The sequence below is a fragment of the Streptomyces sp. NPDC057287 genome (genome assembly GCF_042667905.1).
Lineage (GTDB): Bacteria > Actinomycetota > Actinomycetes > Streptomycetales > Streptomycetaceae > Streptomyces.
In genome coordinates, this window is the sequence record NZ_JBHUYV010000015.1 from 21,869 (window position 1) to 40,541 (window position 18,673).

Annotated in this window: 17 protein-coding genes; 7 read left to right on the forward strand and 10 right to left on the reverse strand. The window is 71.9% G+C overall.

The genetic code is table 11. The annotated features are described in order from the left end of the window. Nucleotides 1-19: 19 nt before the first annotated feature. Entirely contained in the window at nt 20-871 is an 852-nt protein-coding gene (locus ACFUNE_RS26515) for an Fpg/Nei family DNA glycosylase (RefSeq protein WP_383573022.1), read from the reverse strand. Between the two features lie 81 nt (nt 872-952). Further along, nucleotides 953-5,665 (reverse strand): DEAD/DEAH box helicase, encoded by a 4,713-nt coding sequence (locus ACFUNE_RS26520; RefSeq protein ID WP_383573026.1) that lies wholly within the window; start codon nt 5,663-5,665, stop codon nt 953-955. Nucleotides 5,666-5,766: 101 nt separating this feature from the next. On the opposite strand from ACFUNE_RS26520, the gene ACFUNE_RS26525 reads away from it, so the two are divergent. Genes ACFUNE_RS26525 through ACFUNE_RS26535 form a run of 3 tightly spaced genes read left to right on the forward strand, consistent with a single transcriptional unit; the run spans nt 5,767 to nt 7,719 of the window. After that, entirely contained in the window at nt 5,767-6,630 is an 864-nt protein-coding gene (locus tag ACFUNE_RS26525; RefSeq protein WP_383573029.1) for an AraC family transcriptional regulator, read from the forward strand. Nucleotides 6,631-6,640: 10 nt separating this feature from the next. After that, nucleotides 6,641-7,417, forward strand: coding sequence for an AzlC family ABC transporter permease (locus tag ACFUNE_RS26530; RefSeq protein ID WP_383573031.1), 777 nt, complete (start codon nt 6,641-6,643; stop codon nt 7,415-7,417). Beyond that, on the forward strand, nt 7,414-7,719 hold the full coding sequence (locus tag ACFUNE_RS26535) for an AzlD domain-containing protein (protein WP_383573034.1): 306 nt from the start codon (nt 7,414-7,416) through the stop codon (nt 7,717-7,719). The genes ACFUNE_RS26530 and ACFUNE_RS26535 overlap by 4 nt, the downstream gene beginning before the upstream one ends. A gap of 10 nt (nt 7,720-7,729) precedes the next feature. Here ACFUNE_RS26535 and ACFUNE_RS26540 read toward each other — a convergent pair whose 3' ends face one another. Then, a complete protein-coding gene (locus ACFUNE_RS26540; protein ID WP_383573037.1) occupies nt 7,730-8,644 on the reverse strand; it encodes a hypothetical protein in 915 nt (304 codons plus the stop codon). A gap of 80 nt (nt 8,645-8,724) precedes the next feature. Here ACFUNE_RS26540 and ACFUNE_RS26545 point away from each other — a divergent pair, with 80 nt between their 5' ends. From ACFUNE_RS26545 to recX, 4 genes are all read left to right on the forward strand, one after another. Then, the gene (locus ACFUNE_RS26545; RefSeq protein ID WP_383573040.1) at nt 8,725-8,919 is read left to right on the forward strand and encodes a DUF3046 domain-containing protein; all 195 of its coding nucleotides are present in this window, start codon (nt 8,725-8,727) and stop codon (nt 8,917-8,919) included. A gap of 206 nt (nt 8,920-9,125) precedes the next feature. Further along, nucleotides 9,126-10,247: an AI-2E family transporter gene (locus ACFUNE_RS26550; protein ID WP_383573431.1), complete on the forward strand. Its 1,122-nt coding sequence runs from the start codon at nt 9,126-9,128 to the stop codon at nt 10,245-10,247. 327 nt (nt 10,248-10,574) lie between these two features. Next, nucleotides 10,575-11,705 carry a recombinase RecA gene (recA, locus tag ACFUNE_RS26555; protein WP_383573043.1) on the forward strand — a complete coding sequence of 377 codons (1,131 nt, stop codon included), beginning with the start codon at nt 10,575-10,577 and terminating at the stop codon, nt 11,703-11,705. 3 nt (nt 11,706-11,708) lie between these two features. Beyond that, nucleotides 11,709-12,404, forward strand: coding sequence for a recombination regulator RecX (gene recX, locus ACFUNE_RS26560; protein ID WP_383573046.1), 696 nt, complete (start codon nt 11,709-11,711; stop codon nt 12,402-12,404). A 314-nt stretch (nt 12,405-12,718) separates the two neighbouring features. Here recX and ACFUNE_RS26565 read toward each other — a convergent pair whose 3' ends face one another. From ACFUNE_RS26565 to ACFUNE_RS26595, 7 genes are all read right to left on the reverse strand, one after another. After that, entirely contained in the window at nt 12,719-13,357 is a 639-nt protein-coding gene (locus ACFUNE_RS26565; RefSeq protein ID WP_383573049.1) for a hypothetical protein, read from the reverse strand. A gap of 370 nt (nt 13,358-13,727) precedes the next feature. Further along, a complete protein-coding gene (locus ACFUNE_RS26570) occupies nt 13,728-14,135 on the reverse strand; it encodes a rhodanese-like domain-containing protein (RefSeq protein ID WP_383573052.1) in 408 nt (135 codons plus the stop codon). Next, a complete protein-coding gene (locus ACFUNE_RS26575; protein ID WP_383573055.1) occupies nt 14,132-14,755 on the reverse strand; it encodes a cysteine dioxygenase in 624 nt (207 codons plus the stop codon). The genes ACFUNE_RS26570 and ACFUNE_RS26575 overlap by 4 nt, the downstream gene beginning before the upstream one ends. Before the next feature lie 74 nt (nt 14,756-14,829). Then, nucleotides 14,830-14,916, reverse strand: coding sequence for a putative leader peptide (locus ACFUNE_RS26580; protein ID WP_311605579.1), 87 nt, complete (start codon nt 14,914-14,916; stop codon nt 14,830-14,832). 32 nt (nt 14,917-14,948) lie between these two features. Next, the gene (locus ACFUNE_RS26585) at nt 14,949-16,580 is read right to left on the reverse strand and encodes an FAD-dependent monooxygenase (protein ID WP_383573058.1); all 1,632 of its coding nucleotides are present in this window, start codon (nt 16,578-16,580) and stop codon (nt 14,949-14,951) included. A gap of 416 nt (nt 16,581-16,996) precedes the next feature. Then, nucleotides 16,997-17,929, reverse strand: coding sequence for an amino acid ABC transporter permease (locus ACFUNE_RS26590; protein WP_383573061.1), 933 nt, complete (start codon nt 17,927-17,929; stop codon nt 16,997-16,999). Beyond that, nucleotides 17,926-18,573: an amino acid ABC transporter permease gene (locus ACFUNE_RS26595; protein WP_383573064.1), complete on the reverse strand. Its 648-nt coding sequence runs from the start codon at nt 18,571-18,573 to the stop codon at nt 17,926-17,928. The genes ACFUNE_RS26590 and ACFUNE_RS26595 overlap by 4 nt, the downstream gene beginning before the upstream one ends. Nucleotides 18,574-18,673: the final 100 nt, after the last annotated feature.

The window sequence follows — 18,673 nt, forward strand, 5'->3', positions numbered from 1 at the left end:
CCGTGGCGGCCAAGGTCATTCAGGTAGTGGGTCCGGATGCATGCGGCCGGTGGTCCGGGCCGCTCAGGCCGGTGGGCCCCGACTGGCAGCGCGGACACCAGTAGGTGGGGCGATCGTCGCGGTCCGCCACACGGATGAGTGTGCGGCAGCGGAGGCAGGGGCGGCCCGCCCGACCGTAGACGAAGAGACGCTCCCGTGTCCGGCTGCGGGACAGCGCCGCGGTCGCCCTCGTGGTGGTCCGCATCGGACGTTCGCGGTTGGCGTCCAGGAGCTGCTTGGCCGTGCTGACCAGGCGGGTGGCGACGGGCAGGGGCAGCTCGCCCACCGGGAGCCAAGGTGTCGCGCGGGCCATGAAGCAGAGCTCGCACATGTAGACATTGCCGATACCGGCCAGATTGCGCTGGTCCAGGAGCGCGTCCCCGACACGGCGTCCGGGGTCTGCGAGCAGATTGCGCAGGGCGGTGTCCGGATCCCAGTCGGGCCCCAGGAGGTCGGGTCCGAGGTGGCCGACGACCTCCTCCTCGTCCTCGGTGCGGAGCAGTTCGAGGATGGGCAGCCGGTAGCCGACGGCGGTGTTCTCCGCGGTGGCAAGGACGGCGCGGATCTGGTGGGAGGGACCACCCCGCCAGCGCTCCCCGCGGCTGTACACGCGCCAGGCGCCCTCCATGCGCAGGTGGCTGTGGAGGGTGAGGCCACCCTGGAAGCGGGTGAGCAGGTGCTTTCCGCGGGCGGCGACGCCCAGGACCGTGCGACCGGTCAGATCCGAGGTGGCGAACCGGGGGACCCGCAGGTCGAAGACCGTCAGCACCTGGCCTGCCAGCGCTGTGTCGAGACGTCGGGCGGTCTGCAGGACGGTGTCACCTTCGGGCATGACTCCATCATGCGCGGACGGGGCTGCGCGCGGCCCCTGCCCCGCGCCGTTCCTCGGGCGTTCGCTTCCCCGCGGCGGGGCCTAGGCGCGAAGACGCAGCCCTCGCGGCGTGGCGAGGAAGCCGGCGGCTTCCAGAGTGCGGCCCAGCGGGGACGTCAGCGAGGAGGCGCCGTTGGTGCGCTCCACCGTGACCGTGCCGAGCGTCCCCGCGCGGGAGGCCGACGCGAGCGCCTCTGCCGCGGCGCGGAGTGCCGGGTCGGCGGGGTCGGTCGGCCACGCGAGGAGGGACTTGCCGCCGCGCTCCATGTAGAGCGTCAGCTCACCGTCGACGAGGACCACCAGCGAGCCGGCCTTCCGTCCCGGCTTGTGTCCCGCGCCGTCCGGTGACTCGGGCCAGGGCAGGGCGGCGCCGTAGGCGTTGGCGGGATCGGCCGCGGCGAGGACCAGGGCGCGGGGAACCGAGCCGGGGTCGGCACGGTCGCGTGCGGTGGAGGCGGCCCGGAGCCGGTCCACGGCGCCGTCCATCGCGAACTGGGCCGCCCCCAGCCCCTCGACGACGTAACCGCGGCGGGCCTGCCCGCTGTCCTCGAACGCGGCGAGGATGCGGTAGATCGCCGAGAACCCGCCCTCGACCCCCTCGGCCTGCACCGCACCGCGGGTGACCACACCGTGGCGGTCGAGGAGCGTCCTGGCCAGGGCGTGTGCACGGTGGGTCGGCTCGGGCTCGGGAGGGGGCAGGAGCGACCAGCGTCCGGAGACGGTCGGGGGCCCGGTCCGGGAGGCGGGGCGGGCAGCCGCGGTCAGGGATCCGTATCGACCGCGCGGCACGTTGCGTCTCGCGCGGTGTGCGGTGGAGCCGGCCGTGCGCCCCGAGCCGAGGAGCGAACGCAGCGGGGCCAGCGTGTCGTTGGTGAGACGGCCGGACCAGACCAGGTCCCAGAGCGCGTCGGCCAGCTGGGCATCGGTGCAGTCCGGGTGGGTGGTGGCGCGGACCTGGTCGGCGATCTGGCGGAAGAAGAGCCCGTATCCACCGGAGAGGACGGTGAGAACCGACTCGTGCAACGCGGTCAGTTCCAGTGGCGGTGGCGGCGGCAGGAGCAGGGGCGCACTGTCGGCCAGGTAGACGGAGAGCCAGCCGTCCTTTCCGGGCAGGGCGCCCGCTCCCGCCCAGACGACCTCGCCGGTGGTCGTGAGCTCGTCGAGCATCGCGGGGGTGTATCCCATGACGCGGCTCGGCAGGATCAGCTTCTCCAGTGCGGACGCGGGGACCGGAGCGCCTTGCAACTGCTCGATGGCGCGGGCCAGTCCGTCGATCCCGCGAAGGCTGTTGTCGCCCACGTGCTGCCATTGGGGGAGGAAGCCGGCCAGTGCCGCAGGCGGAACCGGCTCCAGCTCCTGGCGGAGCGCGGCGAGCGAACGGCGGCGGAGTCGCCGCAGGACGGTGGCGTCGCACCACTCCTGGCCGATGCCCGCGGGGTGGAACTCACCCTGGACGACGCGGCCCGACGCGGCGAGCCGCTGGAGTGCGCCGTCCGTGACGGCGGTTCCGAGGCCTAGACGGCTTGCCGCCTGTGTGCTGGTGAACGGGCCGTGGGTACGGGCGTAGCGGGCGAGCAGGTCGCCCAACGGGTCCTTGACCGGCTCGGTGAACGCCTCGGGGACCCCCACCGGAAGCGCGGTGCCGAGGGCGTCGCGCAGCCGGCCCGCGTCCTCGACGGCCGCCCAGTGAGGGGCGCCGCCGATGCGGACCTGGATGGCGCGCCGTGATGTCTCCAGCTCCGGCGCCCATGCGGGCTCCGCGCCGCGCTCGGCCAGCTCCGCGTCGGTGAGCGGGCCGAGGACGCGCAGCAGGTCGGCGACGCCCTCGACGTCCTTGATCTTCCGGTCGTCGTTCAGCCACTGCAGCTCCCGCTCCAGCTCGCCCAGGACGTCGGCGTCGAGCAGCTCGCGCAGCTCGGCCTGGCCGAGCAGCTCCGCCAGGAGATGGGAGTCGAGCGAGAGCGCTGCCGCACGCCTCTCGGCGAGGGGCGAGTCGCCCTCGTAGAGGAACTGCGCCACGTAGCCGAAGAGAAGTGAGCGGGCGAACGGGGACGGCTCGGGCGTGGTCACCTCGACCAGGCGGATACGGCGTGCCTCCAGGTCGCCCATCAGCTCGGTGAGGCCCGGGACGTCGAAGACGTCCTGAAGGCACTCGCGGACGGCTTCGAGGACGATCGGGAACGAGCCGAACTCGGAGGCCACCTGGAGCAGCTGGGACGCGCGTTGGCGCTGTTGCCACAGGGGCGTGCGCTTTCCGGGACTGCGCCGGGGCAACAGCAGGGCGCGCGCGGCACATTCGCGGAAGCGGGAGGCGAACAGAGCCGAACCGCCGACCTGTTCGGTGACCATCTGGCTGATCTCGCCCTTGTCGAACACCACGTCGGCGGCCGCCACCGGGGGCTGGTCACTGTCGAATCCGGCGTCGGGAAAGCCGGGGCGGGCATTGCCGCGCCCGGGCTCGGCGCCCCCGCCGCCCCCCGCGTCCGCCTGGACCGGATCGAAGTCGAGGAGGTCGAGACCCATGAGATCGGCGTCGGGCAGCCGCAGCACGATGCCGTCGTCCGCGTGCATGACCTGGGCGTCCATGCCGTACCGCTCGCTGAGCCGGGCGGACAGGGCGAGCGCCCACGGGGCGTGTACCTGCGCGCCGAACGGCGAGTGCACCACGATCCGCCAGTCGCCGAGCTCGTCGCGGAACCGCTCGACCAGGACGGTCCGGTCGTCGGGGACGTGGCCGCAGGCGCGGCGCTGCTCGTCGAGGTACGACAGGATGTTGTCCGCCGCCCAGGCGTCGAGCCCGGCGGCGAGCAGCCGGAGCCGGGCGTCCTCGTCGGACAGGGCGCCGATCTCCCTGAGGAACGCGCCCAGCGCTCGGCCCAGCTCCAGCGGGCGGCCCAACTGGTCGCCCTTCCAGAAGGGCAGCCGTCCCGGGACCCCGGGGGCGGGCGAGACCAGGACCCGGTCCCTGGTGATGTCCTCGATGCGCCACGATGTGGTGCCCAGGGTGAAGACGTCGCCGACCCGGGACTCGTAGACCATCTCCTCGTCCAGCTCGCCGACGCGTCCGCCGCCCTTCTTCGGGTCCGCGCCGGCCAGGAAGACGCCGAAGAGCCCGCGGTCGGGGATGGTGCCGCCCGAGGTGACGGCGAGCCGCTGCGCGCCCGGACGGCCCGTGACGGTGCCGGTGACGCGGTCCCACACGACGCGGGGGCGCAGCTCCGCGAAGGCGTCGGACGGATAGCGTCCGGCGAGCATGTCGAGCACGGCGGTGAACGCGGACTCGGGCAGCGAGGCGAAGGGAGCGGCCCTGCGGGCGAGAGCGAGCAGGTCGTCGGCCTGCCAGCTGTCGAGGGCCACCGTGGCGACGATCTGCTGGGCGAGCACGTCCAGGGGGTTGGACGGGATCCGCAGGGCCTCGATGGCTCCCTCACGCATCCGCTCGGTGACCACGGCCGCCTGCACCAGGTCGCCGCGGTACTTGGGGAAGACGACGCCGGTGGACACGGCGCCCACCTGGTGACCCGCGCGGCCCACCCGCTGCAGCCCCGAGGCCACGGACGGCGGCGACTCGACCTGGATCACCAGGTCGACCGCGCCCATGTCGATGCCCAGCTCCAGGCTGGAGGTGGCGACCACGGCCGGCAGCCGGCCTGCCTTGAGGTCCTCCTCCACCTGGGAGCGCTGCTCCTTCGACACCGAACCGTGGTGCGCACGGGCGAGGACGGGGGGTGCGCCCTTGGCGGCCCCGGACTGGGCCATGATCTCGGCGGGGGAGTGGGCCTCGGCCAGGGGCCCGCCCTCGGCCCCCTCCTCGAACGCGGCGCCGGTCGCCCGTTCGTGGGCGATCTCGTTCAGCCGGTTGCACAGGCGCTCGGCCAGCCGCCGGGAATTGGCGAAGACGATCGTGGAGCGGTGGGACTGGACCAGATCGGCGATCCGCTCCTCGACATGGGGCCAGATCGACGGCTTCTCGGCCTGGCCGCCCTCGTCGCCCGTGGCCGGGGACCCGCTCAGCTCGCCCAGATCCTCGACCGGAACCACGACGGAGAGGTCGAACTCCTTGGTGGACCGCGGCTGGACGATCTCCACCTTCCGCTGGGGCGACAGGAACCGCGCGACCTCGTCGACCGGGCGGACCGTCGCCGACAGCCCGATACGGCGCGCGGGCCGTGGCAGCAGCTCGTCCATCCGCTCCAGGGACAGAGCCAGATGGGCACCGCGCTTGGTGCCCGCGACGGCGTGCACCTCGTCCACGATCACCGTCTCGACCCCGGCCAGTGCGTCCCGGGCCGAGGACGTGAGCATCAGGAACAGTGATTCGGGAGTGGTGATGAGGATGTCCGGGGGTTTCGTCGCCATCGAACGGCGCTCGGCCGGAGGGGTGTCGCCGGAGCGGATCCCCACCCGCACCTCCGGCTCGGGCAGGCCCAGCCGCACGGATTCCTGGCGGATCCCGGTCAGCGGTGAACGCAGATTCCGCTCCACGTCCACGGCGAGCGCCTTCATCGGCGACACGTACAGCACGCGGCAGCGCTTCTTCGCCTCGGCTGGCGGCGGGGCCGCCGCCAGCCGGTCCAGGGAGGCGAGGAAGGCGGCGAGCGTCTTGCCCGATCCGGTCGGTGCGACGACCAGCACGTCCGAACCCCGGCCGATGGCCCTCCAGGCGCCCTCCTGTGCCGCGGTGGGCGCGTCGAATGCGCCCGCGAACCAGCTACGGGTCGCGGGCGAGAAGGAATCGAGTGCGGAACCGGCCATGCCCCCCATCGTGCACCCCACCACCGACAACGGCCGGTGGACGTGCCCGCCGCCCACCTCCGCGGCCTTCTGCCACCGCCCGGACCTGCGAGAATGTGAGCATGGCGGAGGTGGACACGACACAGGAATGGGCGAGGCACTGGCAGCACGCCGAACTGCCCGAGCTCGACCTGCTGCGTGCCCGCTACGTCCGTCACACCTTTCCGCGCCACAGCCACGAGGGCTACGTCTTCGCCACGATCACCAGCGGTGTCGAGGATGTCGGTCTTCCTGGCGGCACCGTGCACGCCGGGCCGGGGACCGTGCTCATGATCAACCCGGAGGTGCCGCACACCGCCCGCGCCGGAGTGCCCGAAGGGTGGGTGTACGCCACGCTCTACCCGTCCGCCCAGGTGGTCGACGACATCGCTGCCGATCTGACGGACACACGTGGCACGGTCGGCTTCGCCGAGACAGCCGTGAGGGATCCGAGCGCCGCCCGGCTGATCACCGAGGTGCACCGGGCCGCCGAGGAGGGCAACGCCCTGGCGGCGGACAGCGTCCTGCGCGTCCTGGTCGCGCAGCTGCTCGACCGCCACGGCAGCGTGCTGCCGACCAGGGCGCCCCACGTCGCCGGTGCCCGCGACGCGGCCCGCGCACGTGCCGTGCTGGAGGAACGGATGGAGCGGCCGCCCACCCTGGAAGTGCTCGCCGCGGAGCTGGGCACCAGCCCGTTCGCGCTGCTGCGGGCCTTCAAGAAGCAGTACGGAATGCCCCCGCACACCTGGCTGACCGATGCCCGCGTGCGCCGTGCACGCCGCATGCTCGACGCGGGCACCGCCCCCGCCGAGGCCGCCACCGCCGTGGGCTTCACCGACCAGCCCCACCTCAACCGCCATTTCACCCGGATCGTGGGGGTGCCTCCGGGCGCCTACCGCCGTGAGCGCGCAAGAACGTACAAGACCGGCCGGGATCTCTCCCCGTAGCGTCACGGACGTGGCAGAACAGACAGCACCCCCTCAGCACACGGCAGGCCCGGACGTCCGGGGCCCGGCCGAGGAGAAGCCGGACGCGGCAGTCGTCCGGGACGCGCTCGGTGTGGGCATAGCCGTGGGTCTCTCCGGCTTCGCCTTCGGCGTGACCTCGGCGGGTTCCGGACTCACCCTTCTCCAGACGTGCGCGCTGAGTCTCCTCGTCTTCACGGGCGCGTCCCAGTTCGCGCTCGTGGGCGCCCTCGCTGCCGGCGGAAACCCCTACACCGCGGCGGCGGGAGCGTTCTTCCTCGGTATCCGCAACGCGTTCTACGGGCTGAGGCTGTCGCAGCTGCTGTCCCTTCCGCGCGTGCTGCGTCCCCTTGCCGCCCAATGGGTCATCGACGAGACGACCGCCGTCACCCTGCCCCAGCCCACCCGGCGCGCAGCGCGCATCGGGTTCACCGTGACGGGGCTCACCCTCTACACCCTGTGGAACCTGACCACGCTGATCGGCGCGCTCGGCGCCGAGGCGCTCGGCGACACCGACGCCTGGGGGCTGGACGCGGCCAGTCCCGCCGTGTTCCTCGCACTGCTCGCCCCGATGCTGAAGAGCACCACGGAGCGCGTCACGGCGGGGCTCGCCGTCCTGCTGGTGCTGGGCCTCCTGCCGGTGCTGCCGGCGGGCGCGCCCGTACTGGTGTCCGCGCTGGCGGCACCGGTCGTCCTCTTCCTGAAGGGCCGCAGGGGCACCGCCGACGAGATCGCCGCCGAGGACATGACGCCCGGGGAGGGCCGATGAACATCTGGATCGCCATCGGGCTCACCGCCGTCGGCTGCTACCTCGCGAAGCTCCTGGGGCTGCTGGTCCCCGCGGGCGTCCTGGAGCGCCCCCTCGTGCAACGCATGGCGGCGCTGCTCCCGGTGGCCCTGCTCGCCGCGCTGACCGCCCAGCAGACCTTCGGCGACGGGCAGCACCTCGCGCTGGACGCCCGGGCGGCGGGACTCGCCGCGGCGGCACTCGCTCTCGTCCTGCGGGCTCCCTTCCTGGTCGTCGTCGGCGCCGCTGTCCTGGTCACCGCCGTCGTACGCGCCGTGTCCTGAGCGGGACGGTTCAGCGCAGGCCGCGACCGTACGCCCGGAGCGTCTGCAGAGCCTTGAGCGTCACGATCGGGCGGCCCTCCAGGGCCGTTCCGGGTGCCCACTGCCGCCAGTTGACCGGCCAGCCGCCGTCCTCCTGCTGTTCGGCGGACAGCTGGTCCAGGGAGCTCTCCAGTTCGCCGTCGCTGAACCAGCGGCGGGCGAGCGATCCGGGGGTACGGGCGTAGTCGTAGGGGAAGTGATGCTCCCCCGGGGCGTAACCGGGGGCCACCGGACACTCCGCGCGGCGTCGCGGATCGAGAACCACCAGCCGCTGTTCACGTACCAGTTGGCCCAGCCTGTCGGCGGCCGGTTCGGCACGCGCCCGGTCCGGGACGCCGTCCAGGAAGGCGACGGCCGCCTCGATCTCGTAGGGATGGGACTGTTCCAGCGCGTCGACTGCGGCCCAGCAGAAGTCGGTGGCCCTGAACAGCCAGGCGTGCCAGACCTGATTGCGGTGCAGCAGCCCGACCACCGGTCCCGTCGTCAGCAGTTCGGCGGGCGGGTCGTCGACGACGGGGATGAACGGGGCCGCGGGGTAGCCCCGCTGGGAGGGGTGGAGCGCGGGCAGAGCGCCTTCCTTGGTCGACACGTCCGTCAGGTAGCGGCAGATCCGCTCGACGCGCAGGCCACCGCAGCGGCCGATCGAGTCGAGAACGCTCAGGGCGTGAGCGGTGTGCAGCGGTTGGCTGACAGGCCCGCGGAGATCGGGTTCGAGTGCGTGACCGAAGCCGCCGTCCTCGTTCCGGTAGGCGGTGAGCGCGGTCTCGACGGCGTCCGCGCTTCCCTCCAGGAAGAGGTGGGCGAACCGCCGCTGTTCGAGAACGCGTGCGGTGAGCCAGATGAACTGCTCGGCGCGGGCGAGAGGGTTTGGTCCGGTTCCAGCCATGGACCGACCGTAGAGGGCGAAGCACCCGCGGCAGGGCCCTCCCGGCCGGGCTGCACTCTCAGGAGCGGGATACTGGGGGCATGCGGTTGACGATTTTCTGGGAACGGATGGCGGATCACTTCGGCGAGACGTACGCCGATTCCTTCGCGCGCGATCACCACATGGCGGAGCTCGGCGGACGCACGGTGCATGAGGCGCTGGCCGCGGGCTGGGAGGCCAAGGACGTCTGGCGGGGGGTCTGCTCGGCCGTCGGCGTGCCTCCGGACAAGCGCTGAGGCCGGCGGTTCCGCCCCCCGGCCGGACCGCGTGACCTGCGTCACCGCGCGGCACCCGTCGGCCCGCGCGTCCGGCTGTCACCGCGGTGAGCGAGACTTGTCCCGTGGCACCGACAGACGAGACCGCCCAGACCCAGCCGCCCGCCTCGCCGCCCGTCCCGCCGGCCGTACCACCGAATCCGCCGACCGGTACCGGCCCCGCCCGCATGCCCGGCTGGCTGCCGCGTGCCGTGGTCATGGCACTGGCTCTCTACGGGTGCTTCCAGCTCGGCAGCTGGGCTTTTTACCAGCTCATCGGGCTGCTGACCAACATCCTCATCGCTTTCTTCCTCGCGCTGGCCATCGAGCCGGCGGTGAGCCGCATGGCCGGGCGCGGGATGCGCCGCGGCCTCGCCACCTTCCTGGTCTTCCTCGCCGTGCTGATCGCCGGGGTGGGCTTCGTCGTCCTGCTCGGATCGATGCTCGCCGGGCAGATCGTCGACATGGTCGAGGAGTTCCCCAAGTACCTCGACTCGGTGATCAACTGGGTCAACCAGACCTTCCACACGGAGCTCTCCCGCGTCGAGGTGCAGGACAGCCTGCTGCACTCCGACTGGCTCCAGAGGTACGTGCAGAACAGCGCGACCGGCGTGCTCGACGTCTCCACGACCGTGCTCGGCGGGCTGTTCCGGCTGCTCACGATCTTCCTGTTCTCGTTCTACTTCGCCGCCGACGGCCCCCGGCTGCGGCGCGCGCTGTGCTCCGTACTGCCGCCCTCGCGGCAGACCGAGGTGCTGCGCGCGTGGGAGATCGCGGTCGACAAGACCGGTGGTTACATCTACTCGCGCGGGCTGATGGCGCTGATCTCGGGCGCGGCGCATTACGTCCTGCTGGTGGTCCTCGGGGTGCCCTACGCTCCGGCGCTCGCGGTCTGGGTCGGCCTGGTCTCGCAGTTCATCCCCACGATCGGCACGTATCTGGCCGGGGCGCTGCCCATGCTGATCGCCTTCACCGTCAACCCCTGGTACGCGTTGTGGGTTCTCGGTTTCGTCGTGGTCTACCAGCAGTTCGAGAACTACGTGCTGCAGCCGAAGCTCACGTCCAAGACGGTCGACATCCACCCCGCGGTCGCCTTCGGCTCGGTGGTCGCGGGCACCGCGCTGATGGGCGCCGTCGGGGCGCTGATCGCCATTCCGGCGGTCGCGACGCTCCAGGCGTTCCTGGGGGCGTACGTGAAGCGCTACGACGTCATGGACGACCCCAGGGTGCAGGGCGGCCACCGCTGGAGGCGTGGCGAGCCGGTACTGACGCGGATCCGCCGCTGGGCGCGGGGCGCGGGCGGGGAGTGAGGCGGGCCGCGCCCTCACTTGTCGGATTTTCCCGAAAGGTAGTGCCCGGACGTCCGGAATTGCCGTGAATCCATCATGAGGTCTGTCACAGTTCCTTGACCTGCTCGATGTCGACTGTTATAAGCCGCTACTCTCGGCTGTGTCGGCCCGGCGTGGTGCGCTTGACACGCAATTCGAACATCCATTCTCATGGAATTCCGGCCGGGTTTTGCCGGGCCCGACCGTGGAGTTGTCCACAGGGCGGGAGGACGTCGAGGCCCATTGTCAGTGGCAGGGGTTAGCGTCTGTGACGTGAAGCGATCGACTCAAGCAAATCGGGTGGAACCCATGGCAGGAACCGACCGCGAGAAGGCGCTGGACGCCGCACTCGCACAGATTGAACGGCAATTCGGCAAGGGCGCGGTGATGCGCCTCGGTGAGCGGCCGAACGAGCCGATCGAGGTGATCCCCACCGGATCCACCGCGCTCGACGTCGCGCTCGGCGTCGGCGGACTGCCGCGCGGCCGCGTGGTCGAGGTCTACGGGCCGGAGTCGTCCGGTAAGACGACGCTGACGCTGCACGCCGTGGCGAACGCGCAGAAGCTCGGCGGCTCGGTGGCCTTCATCGACGCGGAGCACGCTCTGGACCCGGAGTACGCGAAGAAGCTCGGCGTCGACATCGACAACCTGATCCTCTCGCAGCCGGACAACGGCGAGCAGGCGCTGGAGATCGTCGACATGCTGGTCCGCTCCGGTGCGCTGGACCTCATCGTCATCGACTCCGTGGCGGCCCTGGTGCCCCGTGCGGAGATCGAGGGCGAGATGGGTGACTCGCACGTGGGCCTGCAGGCCCGCCTCATGAGCCAGGCGCTCCGTAAGATCACCAGCGCGCTCAACCAGTCCAAGACCACCGCGATCTTCATCAACCAGCTCCGCGAGAAGATCGGCGTGATGTTCGGCTCCCCGGAGACCACGACCGGTGGCCGGGCGCTGAAGTTCTACGCCTCGGTGCGCCTGGACATCCGGCGGATCGAGACCCTCAAGGACGGCACCGACGCCGTGGGCAACCGCACCCGCGTCAAGGTCGTCAAGAACAAGGTCGCGCCGCCGTTCAAGCAGGCCGAGTTCGACATCCTCTACGGCCAGGGCATCAGCCGCGAGGGCGGGCTGATCGACATGGGTGTGGAGCACGGTTTCGTCCGCAAGGCCGGCGCCTGGTACACGTACGAGGGCGACCAGCTCGGCCAGGGCAAGGAGAACTCCCGCAACTTCCTCAAGGACAACCCCGACCTGGCCAACGAGATCGAGAAGAAGATTCTCGACAAGCTCGGCGTCGGTGTCCGTCCGGAGGAGGCGACGACGGAGACCGCGTCCGATGCCGCTGTCGCCGCGGGCGCACCGGTGGACGGGGCGGCCAAGTCGGTACCGGCTCCCGCGACCAAGGCCAAGCCTGCCAAGGCCGCGGCGGCCAAGAGCTAGGCCGTGACGCGTCGCACGGAGTGGCCGGGCGCCGACGCCGCCGGTGCGGGTTCCGGCCCCGAGTACGCCGCAGAGCCGTCCGGGGATTCCCCGGAGCCCGGCCGGGGGGCCGGGTTCGGCGAGGGGGCGGGCCGCCGTTCCCGCTCCCGTTCCAGGAGCAGCGGTTCCCCTTCCTCGTCGAGGGCCGAGAAGGGGGAACCGCGAGACCCGGTCGAGCAGGCGCGCAACATCTGTCTCAGGCTGCTGACCGGGACCCCGCGCACCCGTAAGCAGCTGGCCGACGCGTTGCGCAAGCGGGAGATCCCCGACGAGGCGGCGGAGGAAGTGCTGTCGCGGTTCGAGGACGTGGGCCTGATCGACGACGGGGCGTTCGCGGACGCCTGGGTCGAGTCGCGGCACCACGGCAGAGGGCTCGCCCGGCGCGCCCTCGTGCGGGAGCTGCGCACCAAGGGGGTGGACGCGGCGGTGATCGACGAGGCCGTCGGGCAGCTCGACCCCGAACAGGAGGAGGAGACGGCCAGAGAGCTCGTCGCACGAAAGCTCCGCTCCACCCGGGGGCTGGACCGTGACAAGCGGCTGCGCCGACTCGCGGGCATGCTTGCGCGCAAGGGGTACGGGGAGGGGATGGCCCTGCGCGTGGTGCGCCAGGCGATCGAGGCCGAGGGGGAGGACACGGAAGGGCTGGACGAGCCCTTCTGACCGGGGAGCCGGGGGACGGGGGACCCCGGGGGACGGGCGCGCGGCGGACGCGCGAATTGCGGACAGGGGGACGGGCCGACCGATGAGGTGCACGGGAATCGTGGTGTGTGCCCGGGGTGACCGGGGACGGGTGCGTGCACAGGTCGTGCGAGCTGGTGTCCGCGGCGGTGGCGGAGGGGGCCGCCGCCGCGGAGTCACCGGCTGCCGGGAGCCGGGAGCTGCTCGTACTGCCGGCGCCGGTGCCGGGGCGGGGGCGTAAGGGCGCTCCCGCTGATCCGGGCGGGGCGACACGCGGCGGGCGTGTGTCGCCGTGCTCAGTGCCCTGCCAGGGAAGCCCGGCGGATCGTGGCGTCGATCAGTGCCAGTGCCTCGGCGGCACTGCGCCCGGGATGCCGGTTCCAGGGGCCGATCAGGCCGGTCCAGCCCTGCGAGCGCAGCTCGGTGATGAGCCAGGCACCCGCGCGGTCCACGGTGCCGAGCGAGCCGTAGCCGAGGCGGTGGGCGGTCAGCATGGCCCCGCAGAGGCAGCGCTCACCGCGGGCGTTGCGCAGGCGGTAGGGGGTGTTCTGCCAGCCCCACTCGGTCAGGATCTGCCGCGCGTAGCCGAGATGGACGGACGGACGCACGTCGGGCTGTCCGATACGGCGCCATGCGTGCAGGCGCTCGGGCAGCACGGCGCCGAAGCGCCCGGGCAGGGGGCGCTCGCGGGGCAGCCGCGCCGGCACGGCCCGCAGGGAGTCCTCGACGAGCCGGTCGACGGGCACGGACAGCAGATCGCGCCAGTCGGCCGGGCGCACGGGCGGAGCAGCACCGTCGTCCGATGCGGGCGCCGGTGGTGAGGGTTCCGGGGCGGTGCGCTCCCAGCCCGTGACGATGTGCTGCCACGCCTCCGTGTCGTGGAGCCGGGAGGCTTGTGCGTCGAGCTGGTCAGGGGTGAGGTGAGCGGTTTCCATCGGCGCGCCATCTCCGTACATTCCGGTCCTCAGTGATGAGGCGAATGTCCGTCGTGCGCGACGATTGCTCCACCGGAGAGCAGCGTTCGGGTGGGCCGGAGAGCCATTCGGTCCTGCCTGCGCGGCGGCCGGTGGGAGCGCCACCCACCGGCCCTGTCTCCCGCGACACCGGTGACCGGAGCGGTGGCCGACCCGGGCCGGCTCGGGGAATCCGGCCACGGGAGGGGAGGCAGGTGAAGGTCACCTCCGGGAGTCCGGCCAAGGTCACCTCAGGAAGGCGGCCACCGGAGCGGAAGCAGGCCAGGTGCACCTCCGGGAGCCCGGCCGTCGGCGCGGAGAGCCGCCAGCGGCGGAACCCGGGCTCTTCCGGTCAGACGATGACGGGGAGACCTGCCGCCCGCCACGCCTGGAAGCCGCCGGTCAGGTCCGTGGCCCGGTGCAGTCCCAGCTGACGCAGGGAGGCGACGGCGAGACTCGAGGCGTAGCCCTCGTTGCAGATCACCACGACCCGCAGATCGTGGCTCACCGCCTGTGGGGCGCGGTGGCTGCCCTGTGGATCGAGCCGCCACTCCAGTTCGTTGCGCTCGACCACCAGCGCCCCGGGGATCAGCCCGTCCTCCTCGCGCAGCGCCGCGTAGCGGATGTCGACCAGCAGCGCCCCCTCGGCAGCGGCGGCCGCGGCCTCCTCGGGGCCGATCCGTTCGTAGCCCGCCCGCACCCGGTCGAGCAGCTCGTCGATGCCCACCGGTGCCTCACGGTCCTCGTGCCCGCTGCTCACTGCCAGTCCTCCGGACGCTCCGTCTGCTCCAGGCGCAGCACCGCTCCCGCGCGGCTGAACCGGCGGATCTGCGGCAACGGCGGATAGTACGCGTGTACGGATACGGCGTGCTCGCGTCCGGACTCGTTGAGGACCTCGTGGACGTGGTGCCGTCCGAAGGCCCTGCCCTGGCCGGTCGCCAGGAGCCGGGTCCTGTCGACGCCTTCGCTCAGTTCGAGGGTCTTCCAGCCGTCGGTGGGCAGCCGGGCCGCCAGCGAGTGCTCCCTGAGGGCGCCCGCAGCGACGGTGAACGCACCTGTCGACTCGGCATGGTCGTGCCAGCCGGTGCCGGTACCGGGAGGCCAGCTGATCAGCCACGCCTCGCTGCCACCGGGGCCGTCGAGCCGGAGCCAGGTGCGTCCCTCGGGATCGAGGGGGAGCGAGGCCACGAGCGCTGAGTCCTCGGCGGTCCGGCGGACGAAGGCGAGCAGCTCCGCGGCGGTCGGGGCGGGAACCCCCGCGCCGGTGGCGACCGAGGTGGGCGCTTCCGGAGCGGCCGGAGCGGCCGGAGCGGCCGGAGCGGCGGCATCCGTGACGACGGCGGACGCGGGTGTGGGTACGGAAGGGGAGGATGCAGACACAGCTACCGTCCTGAGAAGTTCGCTTGGAAGCACGGCCGCACGGGGAAACAGCACGGCGTGGCCGGAAAGGCGATTCAGCAGGACGGGCGACACACGCAGCCCGCATAGCGGACGAGGTCCATATGGACCCTCCGCCACAGGCGCACATCGGTGTCGGTCATGATCTGGAGTACACCATGTGCGCCTGCGACGGTCAATTGACGTCCGCGGTCCGGTCGGAGCTCGAAGTGGTGTGCGCATCGTCCCCGTGCGCCGTCTCCGCGCCACCGCGCGCCGCGTCGGCCGCAGCGAAGAGCTCGGCGGGTCGCACCCCGCCGAAGGCCGCCACGAGGTGCCCGTCGGGCCTGACCAGCAGCACCGTGTGGGCCGTCGCTCCCGGATAGCCCTCGGTCACCAGCAGTTCGGCCTTCACGGGCAGGGCGTCCACCGCGTCGACGAGCCGGGGCATGACACCCGCGGTCATCCAGTGCCGCCTGTCCCACACGCCGGTACCGGGCGCCACCAGGATCACCAGCAGATGCCCCTGGCCCAGCCGGTCGCGCAGCCGCACCGTCTTCCCGTCCGGCGCGGTCACCCGCACATCGGCGACCGGCGCGCCGGGAGCCGTCCCCACCGTCGCGTGAGCCGCGGTGCGTGGAGGTGATAGGGGGGAGTGCGTGTACGAAGGGGGCGCGCCCAGGGGGCCGCATCCCAGATGGCCGTCGGCCAGCAGGGTGTCGTGCCCGCGCGCGGTGCCGGGCACGAGGGTCCGGAGGCCGGCGCCGCCCCGCAGTATCGGCAGTGACTGGTCGGCGGCGCGGAGCCGGGAGGCGACAGCGGCCCTGCGCTCGGCCTGGTAGCTGTCGAGCAGCAGCTCGGAGGCGCTCTGGTGCCAGGCCTGGGCCAGCTTCCAGGCCAGGTTCTCCGCGTCCCGGAGCCCCTCGTCCAGTCCCTGGGTGCCGAGCGCGCCCAGCAGGTGCGCGGCGTCACCCGCGAGGAACGCGCGCTTCGACCGCCACCGCCTCGCCAGCCTGTGGTGCAGCGTGTACACGCCCGTGTCCAGCAGCTCGTAGGCCGGTGTCTCACCGCACCAGCCCTCCAGGGTGTCCCGGATCCGGGAGATGAGGGCGTCGGGGGTGACGAGCTCGCCGCGTGGCGGAAGGAGCCAGTCCAGCCGCCAGACGCCGGCCGGCAGCGGTCGCGCCGTGACCTCCGCACCGCCGCTGCGCCAGGGCGGAGACCGGTGCAGCACGGCCTCGCCGGGCCAGGGCAGATCGGCCCGCAGAGCGGCGACGGCGTGCCGCTCCACCGCCGTACGTCCGGGAAACCTGATGTCCAGGAGCTTGCGCACGGTTGACCGCGCGCCGTCGCAGCCCACCAGGTAACTACCGCGCCACCAGGTCGATCCGGGCTCCCGTGTGTGCACCGTGACCCCGTGCGGGTCCTGTTCCAGGGTGTCGATCCTGCTGAACGGCACCATGGTGACGAGGTCCTCCGAGGCGACCGCGGCCCGCAGCCCCCCGGTGAGCGCGTGCTGGGGCAGGTGGACGGGAGAGGGCAGCGGAACGGCGCCTTCCTCATCGCCCAGCGGTACGGCCCGCACGAGCTGCTTGCGCCGTACCGACCGCCAGCCGGCCCACCGCAGCCCCTCGTCGTGGAGTGCCGGGCAGCCCAGCCGTTCCACCAGGTCCGCGGTGTCCTCCCGTAGGACGACGGTGCGAGCGGGACGGGGTTCGTCCTTGCCCGGACCCTCGTCGAGGACGACCGAGGGAACGCCCTGCGCGGCGAGAGCGAGCGACAGCGCCAGCCCGACCGGCCCGGCGCCGACGACGATCACCGGGTCCACGATGCGAACCCTTCCGCGCGGAGGACCGAGGGGGATGAAGAGGGTGCGGCGGCGGTGGTTCGGGGCGCGATCACAGAACGAATGCAACCCACTGCCGGTGCCCGCGTCAAGCGACCGTGGGAACGGACGCCCGCGTTGCCGCCCCACGCAACCCATGCAGCTCTTCCGCCCCCTGTTGTCCGGGAGCGACGCGTCGTGCGAGGCGTGTGGCCCCGGAGTCGCCGCCCCCGGGAACCCGGACAGCCCGCCGGATGCACCGACGGGCTGTCATGGACGGAAGAGGAGGGACCGACGGTCCGTCAGTCTCGCCGACCGGCACGGGAGACGGGGGAGACGGGGGAGACGGGGGAGACGGGGGAGACGGAGGAGACACCTGGCCCGTCCGGCTGGAGGACCGGACGGGCTCCAGGTCTTCCTCAGTCGGTCTTGCTGATTCCCTTGTCCGTCTCGGGGCCGTTCGCCGGGCCGTCGTCGGCGCGGGGCTCCGTGAGGCTGCCGGGAGTGAGGACACCGGGCGTCTCGGCGGCCGCGGCCACGGCGATGCCGGTCTTGGCCCGCCGGCCGCGCTTCTCGATCCAGGTGGCGAGCGCCGACAGGAGCAGACACATCGCCACGTAGATCGTGCCGATGACCGCGATGGTCGAGACGTACGGATACTGGCCGTTGACCTGGGTGTTGGAAGCGATCAGACGCGCCGTCTGGAGGAGCTCCGGGTACAGGATGATGAAGCCGAGCGAGGTGTCCTTGAGGGTCACCACGAGCTGGCTGATGATCGTCGGCAGCATCGCCCGGACGGCCTGGGGCATCAGCACGCTGACCATGACCTGGGTCTTGCTCATGCCCAGGGCGTACGCCGCTTCGCTCTGGCCCCGGGGGACCGAGTTGATGCCGGCCCGCAGCACCTCGGCCTGGACGCAGCCGTTGTAGACGGACAGTCCGAGTGCCAGCGCCCACATCGAGTAGTCGGTGAGGAAGCCGACCCAGATGGCGTAGATGGTGATCAGCAGCGGGATCGAACGGAAGAGTTCGATGAACGTGGTGGAGGCCCAGCGGACCGGTTTGTGGTCCGAGAGCCGGCCGACGGCGAGCAGGACGCCGAGGACGAGCGAGCCGACCGCCGCCAGCCCGAAGGCCTTGAGCGTGGCGAGCACGGCGTCGGCGATGTTCTGCCGGATGCCGGTGTAGTTGAAGATGTCCCACATCTCGGGGGCGAGATGCCCCTTGTCGGACAACCGCATCAGGCTGACCGCGATCAGGCCCAGGATGGCGAGGCTTCCGACCACGGCGTAGATCCGGTTGCGTACGGCCGCCTTGGGACCCGGGGCGTCGTAGAGAACGCTGGCACTCATCGGGCGACCTCCATGCGGCGCTCCAGCAGCCGGAAGAGACCGCTGATGGCAAACGTGACGACCAGGTAGCCGAGGGCCACCCAGATGAAGACGGGCGTGATCTCGTAGCCCCGGTCGCTCATCAGCTTCTGCCACCCGAAGAGTTCGGTGACGCTGAAGGCTCCGGCGATCGCAGAGTTCTTCGTGAGCGCGATGAAGATGCTGCTCAGCGGCGGGATGACGGACCTGGTGGCCTGCGGGAGGATCACGATGCGCAGGGTCTGGGCGAACGTCATACCGATGGAGCGGGCGGCCTCGGCCTGCCCCAGGGGCACGGTGTTGATGCCGGAGCGGACCGCCTCGCACACGAAGGACGAGGTGTAGAAGCCGAGAGCCAGCGAGCCGAGCAGGAAGGGGCTCATGCCCGGGAAGAGGATCTCCGGCACGACGAAGAAGAAGATCAGGAAGAGAAGCGTCAGCGGGGTGTTGCGCAGCAGCGTCACCCAGGCGGTGCCGAAGAAGCGCAGCGGCGGCACGGGCGACACACGGAAGCCGGCGATGGCAACGCCCAGGACCAGCGCGATGACCGAGCTGACGGCGGTGATCGACACGGTGCCTATGAAACCGTCGCGGAATTCCGGGAAGTTGTCGAGCAATACGTTCATGGGGTCTCCGCGTCGGCGGTCAGCGGCATCAGGGCAGGGGAAGCGGCGCCCCGTGCACCGCCGTGCTCAGCGACGGCGGTGTACGGGACGCCTCACTCAC

Coding starts and splice junctions, on each gene's coding strand:
- ACFUNE_RS26515 (WP_383573022.1), bottom strand. CDS start 871: ATGCCCGAAGGTGACACCGTCCTGCAGACCGCCCGACGTCTCGACACA.
- ACFUNE_RS26520 (WP_383573026.1), bottom strand. CDS start 5,665: ATGGCCGGTTCCGCACTCGATTCCTTCTCGCCCGCGACCCGTAGCTGG.
- ACFUNE_RS26525 (WP_383573029.1), top strand. CDS start 5,767: ATGGCGGAGGTGGACACGACACAGGAATGGGCGAGGCACTGGCAGCAC.
- ACFUNE_RS26535 (WP_383573034.1), top strand. CDS start 7,414: ATGAACATCTGGATCGCCATCGGGCTCACCGCCGTCGGCTGCTACCTC.
- ACFUNE_RS26540 (WP_383573037.1), bottom strand. CDS start 8,644: ATGGCTGGAACCGGACCAAACCCTCTCGCCCGCGCCGAGCAGTTCATC.
- ACFUNE_RS26545 (WP_383573040.1), top strand. CDS start 8,725: ATGCGGTTGACGATTTTCTGGGAACGGATGGCGGATCACTTCGGCGAG.
- ACFUNE_RS26550 (WP_383573431.1), top strand. CDS start 9,126: ATGCCCGGCTGGCTGCCGCGTGCCGTGGTCATGGCACTGGCTCTCTAC.
- recA (WP_383573043.1), top strand. CDS start 10,575: ATGGCAGGAACCGACCGCGAGAAGGCGCTGGACGCCGCACTCGCACAG.
- ACFUNE_RS26565 (WP_383573049.1), bottom strand. CDS start 13,357: ATGGAAACCGCTCACCTCACCCCTGACCAGCTCGACGCACAAGCCTCC.
- ACFUNE_RS26580 (WP_311605579.1), bottom strand. CDS start 14,916: ATGACCGACACCGATGTGCGCCTGTGGCGGAGGGTCCATATGGACCTC.
- ACFUNE_RS26590 (WP_383573061.1), bottom strand. CDS start 17,929: ATGAGTGCCAGCGTTCTCTACGACGCCCCGGGTCCCAAGGCGGCCGTA.
- ACFUNE_RS26595 (WP_383573064.1), bottom strand. CDS start 18,573: ATGAACGTATTGCTCGACAACTTCCCGGAATTCCGCGACGGTTTCATA.